Annotated in this window: 1 protein-coding gene; it reads left to right on the top strand. The window is 61.6% G+C overall.

The features are described from left to right. Window positions 1–18: 18 nt before the first annotated feature. On the top strand, window positions 19–873 hold an 855-nt coding region (locus C0V97_RS18195), incomplete at its 3' end, for a DMT family transporter (RefSeq protein WP_148114992.1).

The following is an 873-nucleotide window of genomic DNA, read 5'->3' as shown; positions in this document are numbered from 1 at the left end:
CCCGCTAGATAGTCAGGCATGCCCCCCCCCCCACCCCCCCCCCGCCATAATCTGCCCCTCGGTGTGCTTTGCGGCGCTGGTGCAGGCGCGCTCTGGGGGCTGGTCTTTCTAGCGCCGGAGCTTGTGCGCGATTTTCCGCCGCTTGATCTCGCAGCGGGCCGCTATCTCTTTTACGGGCTTATCGCGCTCATGCTCGTAAGCCCTCGCCTGAAGCGCCTGGGCCATACCCTGCGCCGACGAGACTGGATCGTGCTTTTTTGGCTCTCTTTTTTTGGCAACAGCTTCTACTACATCATGCTCTCGACGGCGGTGCAGCAGGGCGGTATCGCGCTGACCTCGCTCGTTATCGGCTTCATGCCGGTTGCCGTTACGATCATTGGCAGTCGCGACCGCGACTCCCCGCGTTTCGTGCATCTCGCGCCGTCGCTGTTTTTCTGCATGGTCGGTGCGTTTTGCATCGGATGGCAGGCACTTTTCCAGCCAGGCTCAGCTGCGGCGTCTGGCGGGACCGCACGATTGATCGGCCTCGGCTGTGCCTGCGCGGCGCTTGCCTCATGGACCGGCTTTGCCGTGGGGAATAGTCGCGCCCTGGATCGTTTGAACGGCGTAAGCGCACATGACTGGAACCTGCTTACCGGTCTGGTCACAGGCGCACAATCATTGCTGCTGCTTCCCATCGCCCTGATCCTCGACCCCGCCCGCCACACAAGCATGGCCTGGATGGAGTTTACCGGAGTCTCCCTTGGCGTTGCGGTCATCGCATCGCTTTGCGGCAATGCCCTGTGGAACAAGATGAGCCGTCTGCTACCGCTGACGCTCACCGGGCAGATGATCCTTTTCGAAACCCTGTTTGCTCTGCTCTACGGCTTTGTT

This window comes from Asaia sp. W19 (assembly GCF_003994335.1).
Lineage (GTDB): Bacteria > Pseudomonadota > Alphaproteobacteria > Acetobacterales > Acetobacteraceae > Asaia.
Note: the sequence above shows the minus strand (reverse complement) of the source record. Positions and strands in the feature narration are given on the sequence as shown.